We start from the raw sequence: 7278 nt of genomic DNA on the forward strand, positions 1-7278 counted from the left end.
CGGAGGTTCACTCTTACAAGATACGTCCTGCGCCCACCACTTTCATAAACAAACCGACATTAAGTCGGTTTTTTTGTGCCCGAAATAAAGTGAAATAAAGTGAAGTGTAGGTTTAGCCGAATTGAGAACCAAGCAATCGGAGGTTCACTCTTACAAGATACGTCCTGCGCCCACCACTTTCATAAACAAGCCGACATTAAGTCGGCTTGTTTGTGCCCGAAATAAAGTGAAGTGTAGATTACTACTCCTGTAGACGCTGAGCTTGCTCGCGTGAGAAGCGGTAGCTTCTAATTTAATAAACTCAGAGCAAAACATTTACGAGCGCTGCTCGTCGCGTCAGCAAGCTGTACGCCTACAAGTAAAAACAGCTCTAATCTTTAAATCCAAACTCCGAGTTTATTCATTTGTTGTAGACGCTGAGCTTGCTCGCGTGAGAAGCGCCTGCTTCTAATTACTGTATCTACTCAAGCCCACTTAACCCTTTTCTAAAGCTGCTCTTTAATATTACCTATGTTATTTTAAACGCCTTGTTTAAAAGGATATTGCAGTATGTTTAAAACCCTATTTATTACGTTATTTTTTATTTTTAGCGCCATTTTTATTCCAAGCGTGCAAACCAACGAAGCTAACAACTCACTTGTAGTAGGTGCGCAGCAATATGCTAAATATTTACCGCAGTTAAAAAATAAACGTGTAGGGCTAGTAGTCAATCAAACATCAATTATAGGGCAAACTCACTTAGTAGATGCTCTGCTGGCTAAAAGCATAAACATAACTAAAATTTTTGCACCAGAGCATGGCTTTAGGGGCGATCACGATGCAGGCGCACATGTAAAAAATGCCGTTGATAGCAAAACCGGTATTCCGCTTATTTCTATTTACGGTAAAAATAAAAAACCAAGCCGAGCTGCTTTAGATGATGTTGATGTGATTATTTTTGACATTCAAGATGTAGGCGTGCGTTTTTATACCTACATAAGCTCTATGCATTACATGATGGAAGCCGCTGCAGAGCAAGGGATAGAGTTTTTAGTACTCGACAGACCCAATCCAAATATTGCCTACGTTGATGGGCCAATATTAGAGCCAGAATTTAAATCGTTTGTAGGCATGCACCCAATACCTGTTTTACATGGTATGACCGTTGGCGAACTTGCCAAAATGTTCAAGGGCGAGGGCTGGATCAATAAAGCGCCCGATTTAAAATTAATTGTGATCCCTGTTGAGCATTACACTCGCAAGAGTACTTACAGCTTGCCTGTAAAACCCAGCCCTAATTTACCTAACGATCAAGCCATTGCACTTTATCCGTCGCTTTGTTTTTTTGAAGCAACGCCTGTCAGTATTGGTAGAGGCACCGACTTTGCGTTTCAGGTAATTGGTTACTCGCCAATTACATTGGGCGATTTTAGTTTTACACCGCGCGCAATTAAAGGCGCTGCTTTAAACCCTAAATTTAAAAACCAAACCGTGCAAGGGCTCGATTTAAGACAAGCAAATATTACAGGTTTAAATTTAACTTACTTAATAAATGCGTACACGGAGCTTAGTAAAAACAACATCTCGTTTTTTGAGCGCGCTGACTTTATGGATAAACTAGCGGGTACTAATAAATTGCGCTTAGCTATTGAAGCAGGGCAATCAGAAGCGCAAATAAAACAAAGTTGGCAGGCGGGGCTTGCGAAATTTAAAGCGCAAAGAGCGCCTTACTTGTTATATAAATAAGGGCTAAGCATGTTTATTGCTTTTAAAAATCAAAGGTGTAGTTATATAAAAAATGCATTTATAGCGGCGTTAAGCTTTATTATTGTGGGTTGTAGTACACCACCTGTGCCTATTAGCTCGGTGCTACCACTTACAAAGAGCCAACTTGTAGAGCTGCCTAATGCACAAGTGGTTGTAACGTTTCCTGAGGTAAATCCAAGTAGCCGGTTTTATGTAAATAACCGAGGAACGTTTAAAGCTTACAAAGGGCGCGGGCAATTATTAATACAAAACCATAACGCACAAAGCGCCGATATTTACATTAATAATCAAAAGCTCGACGTTAACCAACTAAGCGCCAACACCTTATACAATTACAGTTTGGCAAAAAATACTCACAACGGTGTTAATACCTTTAAAGTTGAAAATATTCTCCCTGCTGGCGCAAGCTTAACACTGCGTTTTGCATTTCCTACTTTAAGTGATGAACCAAAAAAGCATATAGATTTTACTGAAGTAGACACATTAATTGAACGCGATGTAAAAGCAGGTTTTCCTGGGGCTGTATTGGCTGTTGTTAAAAATGGAGAGCTAATAAAGTTAACCGCCTATGGCGATGCAAAACAATATCAGCAAAGTGACTTAATGCTACTTCGTCCAGAGCCAATGCAAACTAATATCTTGTTTGATTTGGCCTCAAACACCAAAATATTTGCCACCAACTTTGCACTTATGAAATTAGTAAGCGAAGGGCTATTAAATATTAATAAACCCGTGCAAAGCTACCTAAGCGAGTATAAAGGCGAAGGGCGAGTACAACGTACAGTAAAAGAGTTACTCACTCACAGCGCCGGATACCCGCCAGTATTTGACTTCCATCGCAAAGATGGCAGCTATGGCGACGCGTTTTATTCGCAAAACAGTAAAACCACTAAGCAGCTATTACTTACCAGCGTGCCTTTTAGCAGTAAATCATCTGGGCAGCATGTTTACTCAGATATTGATTACATGATTTTAGGCGTACTAATTGAGCGCATTACAGGGCAGCCTCTTGACGAATACCTAGAGCAGCAAGTGTATGCGCCACTAAAATTAACTAACACGTTATTTAATCCACTTAAAAAAGGCTTTAAGCCGCAGCAATTTGCAGCCACTGAGCTTAGCGGCAACACACGAGACGGGCGTATTAAGTTTGATAATGTTCGCACCAATGTTTTACAAGGCCAAGTGCATGACGAGCGCGCTTATTACTCACTTGATGGCGTAGCAGGGCATGCGGGGCTATTTAGTAACGCCCACGACTTAGCTGTGCTTTGCCAGCTATTATTAAATAATGGTGGCTACGGCGATCAACAATTATTTAGTGCAAGCGCTTTAGCGCAATTTTTAACGCCGCAATCAAGTGATGAAACCTACGGGCTTGGCTTTAGGCTTGCCGGTAATAACCAAGCAAGGCGTTGGCACTTTGGTCCTTATGCAAGCGCGCAGGCTTATGGCCACACCGGTTGGACAGGCACAGTAACCGTAATAGACCCCGCTTACGACTTGGCTATTGTTTTACTTACTAATGCTCGCCATAGTGCAATTAAAGGCTCGCAAAAACGTTACGAATTTACAGGCAAACAATTTGAAACCGCGCAGTACGGATCGGTTGTCTCGCTTATTTACGAAGCGTTACTAAATCAATAAGCTATCGTATAGGTTAAAACGTACTAACTGTGCCACCTTAAGTGATTTATTTACAGGTGACTTGAGTAAGCCAATCCATTAAGCTAAGCGGTCTATAAAACTAAGCCGGTTTATGTTGTTAGGCTTAACAAATAAGCGTTAAAACGCGTACAAAGCGAGGTTTACTCGCTAATAATTAAGGTTAACTTTTTATGCATTGGTATTCTATTTTACCGCCGCTAATTGCGATTGCTATCGTGTTTTGGCGAAAAGAAGTGATTATGGCACTACTTGTTGCCGTTGCTTCTTCTGAGTTTTTACTCGCCTTTCAGGGCGAAGGTAATAGCGTGTTTGATACTTTTTTAAATACCATTGAACGTATTATTTCGGTAGCTAGTTCGCCAGGTAATACACGCATACTAATATTTAGTATTTTAATTGGTGCATTACTTGCCTATATTCGCGAATCTGGCGGCGTTGCAGCAACTGTTAATATGCTAATGAACAAAGGCATTGCAAAAAGTAAGCGCCAAGTGGGCTTTTTAACCATGTTTACCGGTATTGCGGTGTTTATAGAATCTAACTTGAGCGTACTTACCTCAGGTATTTTATCGCGTGGCTTGTTCGACAAATTTAAAATGAGCCGAGCGCGTTTAGCGTACATTATTGACAGCACCAGTGCGCCAGTGTGTATTTTAATACTACTTAACGGCTGGGGTGCATTTGTACTTGGTTTGTTAGGTAACTACGAGCTAGGTGAGTCGGCTGTATCGGTATTGTGGGGCAGCGTAGGGTATAACTTTTACGCCATAATTACCCTTGCTATTGTTTTTTACACAATCGCGTTTGATAAAGTGCACGGCCCAATGAAAGAAGCCGAAGAAAAACTAGAGCTTCAAACAACCGACGTAAAAGATGAAATAAAAGCCTCTAAAGCGCGTTACATGTTAATCCCGCTTATTACGCTTATTACCAGCATGGTTGGCTTTATGTATTACACCGGTAATGGTGTACTAGCCGAGGGCAGTGGCTCTAAATCAGTATTATACGCAACAGTTTTAGCTATTGTTGTGGCTTACTTTTTAATGATTGGTTCGCGTAAATTTACGCACCATCAATTAGTTGATACAGGCTTTAAAGGCATGGGCGAATTAATGCCATTGGTCGCCATTGTGCTGCTTTCGCTTACACTTGGCGCAAGCCTAAAAGAGCTTGGCACTGGGGTATTTGTAGCGTCACTTGTCGGCGACTACTTACCTATTTACTTAATAGTACCGGTGCTGTTTTTAACTGGCGCAGTAATGTCGTTTACTACGGGTACATCGTGGGGTACGTTTGCTATATTAATCCCAATTGGTGTGCCACTTATTCAAGCGCTAGGTTTACCGCCATCGCTTGTTGTTGGTGCTATTTTGGGTGGTGGTATATTTGGCGATCATTGCTCGCCTATATCCGACACCAGCGCTGTATCGGCTATTGCATCGGGATGTGACTTACTCACCCACGTTAAAACGCAGCTACCGTACGCCTTATTTGGTGGTGGCCTTACGTTTTTAGCGTACTTAGTAACAAGCATTATTGTTTTGTAAAATTTGATTATTTAAATACTCAAAAGCCTGCTTATTGCAGGCTTTTTTGTTTTTAAATTAAGACCGAGCCGAGTAATACCAAGCTTAACGACGCTCTAGATATTAAATAAACTATTTAAATATAGACTTAAGTACCCGTATTTATATTTTTTAGGTTATTGTATAGCATGAGCTTTAAGCTTTTTAATAGCTATAAATTCTTACTTTTTAATACCAATTCGCTTAATTAAGTGATCTATTTTGAGGCTGGAAAAACGTGTTGATAGCTAGGCAAAAAATTTGCTATTTAGTTGTTCTAAATGAGAATTTTTTAACGCCGGTAGCGACACGTTTAGCCCCGTAAAATGATTAAGTATTATTGCGGATTGGTATAACTCATATAAGGCTGTAAATCCACACTATGTTTGCAATTGATAATATCATTCTCGTTAGTGCCATATTAATTTTACTAGGAGTGATCTCGAGCAAGTTATCTGCACGCGTTGGCTTACCGGTGCTGGTGCTATTTTTACTTGTAGGTATGCTCGCAGGTGAAGACGGTATTGCAGGTATTTCATTCGACAACGCAGAGGCCGCACATGCTTTGGGTACTCTCGCGCTTGCCATTATTCTATTTGATGGCGGCTTACAAACGCCTACCAGTTCAATTAAACAAGTGTGGAAACCCGCGTCTGCTTTAGCAACCGTTGGGGTGTTATTTACCGCTGTAATTACAGGCCTTGTGGCCACTTATATTTTAGACCTGCCCATATTACAAGGTGTATTACTGGGCGCTATTGTTGGCTCTACAGATGCCGCAGCAGTATTTGCGCTTTTACGAAGTGCGGGCATTCACTTAAACAAAAAGCTTAAATCGACCCTTGAAATAGAAAGTGCCTCGAACGATCCAATGGCTATTTTTCTAACGGTTGGATTGCTCGAAATGCTCGTTAACGACATGCCAATAGGGCTGGATTTACTACAGTTATTTGCTCAACAAATGGGTGTTGGCGCTATTTGTGGTCTTTTAATTGGTAAGGTATCGGTTTGGTTTATTAATCGAATTAAACTAAATGCATCGGGTTTGTATTTAGTGATGGTAACCGCATTTGGACTGCTTTCTTTTGGCCTTTCAGCAACGCTCGGCGGTAGTGGATTTTTAGCTGTATTTATAACGGGTGTTATTTTAGGTAACAGTAAATTTGTATATAAACGCGGTATTTTTCTGTTTCATGACGGCTTAGCATGGCTTGGGCAAATAACCATGTTTGTTGTATTAGGACTTCTTATTAATCCATCGTCGTTGGTTGATGTATGGTTAGAAGGATTACTTATTGCATTGGCACTTATTTTTGTTGCTCGCCCGTTAGCTGTAGCGCCTATTTTAAAACTGTTTGGCTTTAATAATCGCGAAACCCTGTTTGTATCTTGGGTCGGGCTTAGAGGCTCAGTACCCATTATTTTAGCTATATTCCCATTACTATTTGGCCTCTCAGGGGCTGAACTTATTTTTAATGTTGTTTTTTTCGTAGTGTTAATTTCAGCCACGTTACAGGGCTCAACAATGCCTTGGATGGCTAAAAAACTAAACTTAGTAGAGCCACCGCCCGACCTAGCCGCTGCAACACTCGAAATCACAGCGCTAAACGATATTGATATAGAAATTGTAGAATACACCTTAAGTGACGTTTCTCGGGTTTCTGGGCGCAGTTTGTCACATGCGGCACTTCCTGAGAGTGTGGTTGTTGCTATGATCACACGGGGCCCGTCAATCATCCCGCCACGAGGCTCAACTAAGTTAAAAGCAAATGACCACTTATTTGTTGTTTTAAAACCAGATAACAGACCTTTTGTTGATTTAGTTTTTACAGCAACCGATAAAACAAACCATCAAGATAGCCACTTAGCCCACAACGAACTTAAAGTGAAAGGGGTAACGTTGGTAGGCGATATATTTTACTCTTATCACATGCACATAGACGCCCCAGAAGAGATAAGCTTGGAAGAAGTAATTAACCAAAAGCTTTCAGGAGAAGTCAGTAAAGGCGCTATTGTTGTTATTGGCAATGTGCAAATACGCGTTATAACAATGGTACATACACGCATAGTTACCATTGGCTTAAAGTATTTAAACAATCCAGAAAAACGGCTTTTATAGCCGTAATTATTTACAATAATTTATTTAGCGCTAGGCTCACGTTTATAGCGGACGTAGATACCATCTCTTCTAATCAGCCTCAAGCTTTCTTTAAATAGCTTGGGGCTGATATTCAGTTTGATTCTTCACAACACCAAAACAGATATGTGTCAGCTTTCTCATTGCAGCACCAATTGCCTG

General features: G+C 40.7%; 4 protein-coding genes. All 4 read left to right on the plus strand.

Annotated elements, in window-relative coordinates; genetic code table 11:
- Window positions 1–549 precede the first annotated feature (549 nt).
- The 4 genes from BW142_RS12980 (at window position 550) to BW142_RS12995 (ending at window position 7098) form a co-directional block, all read left to right on the plus strand.
- Entirely contained in the window at window positions 550–1725 is a 1176-nt protein-coding gene (locus BW142_RS12980; RefSeq protein ID WP_076925109.1) for a DUF1343 domain-containing protein, read from the plus strand.
- Between the two features lie 9 nt (window positions 1726–1734).
- Window positions 1735–3393 carry a penicillin binding protein PBP4B gene (pbp4b, locus tag BW142_RS12985; protein WP_076925110.1) on the plus strand — a complete coding sequence of 553 codons (1659 nt, stop codon included), beginning with the start codon at window positions 1735–1737 and terminating at the stop codon, window positions 3391–3393.
- A gap of 191 nt (window positions 3394–3584) precedes the next feature.
- Window positions 3585–4961 carry a Na+/H+ antiporter NhaC family protein gene (locus BW142_RS12990; protein ID WP_076925111.1) on the plus strand — a complete coding sequence of 459 codons (1377 nt, stop codon included), beginning with the start codon at window positions 3585–3587 and terminating at the stop codon, window positions 4959–4961.
- 400 nt (window positions 4962–5361) lie between these two features.
- Window positions 5362–7098: a potassium/proton antiporter gene (locus BW142_RS12995; protein ID WP_076925112.1), complete on the plus strand. Its 1737-nt coding sequence runs from the start codon at window positions 5362–5364 to the stop codon at window positions 7096–7098.
- Window positions 7099–7278: the final 180 nt, after the last annotated feature.

Source organism: Pseudoalteromonas sp. EB27 (assembly GCF_001974875.1).
Taxonomy (GTDB): domain Bacteria; phylum Pseudomonadota; class Gammaproteobacteria; order Enterobacterales; family Alteromonadaceae; genus Pseudoalteromonas.

What these genes read in the sequence shown, in the direction of transcription:
- BW142_RS12980 (WP_076925109.1), top strand. Translation starts at nt 550, where the DNA reads ATGTTTAAAACCCTATTTATTACGTTATTTTTTATTTTTAGCGCCATT.
- pbp4b (WP_076925110.1), top strand. Translation starts at nt 1,735, where the DNA reads ATGTTTATTGCTTTTAAAAATCAAAGGTGTAGTTATATAAAAAATGCA.
- BW142_RS12990 (WP_076925111.1), top strand. Translation starts at nt 3,585, where the DNA reads ATGCATTGGTATTCTATTTTACCGCCGCTAATTGCGATTGCTATCGTG.
- BW142_RS12995 (WP_076925112.1), top strand. Translation starts at nt 5,362, where the DNA reads ATGTTTGCAATTGATAATATCATTCTCGTTAGTGCCATATTAATTTTA.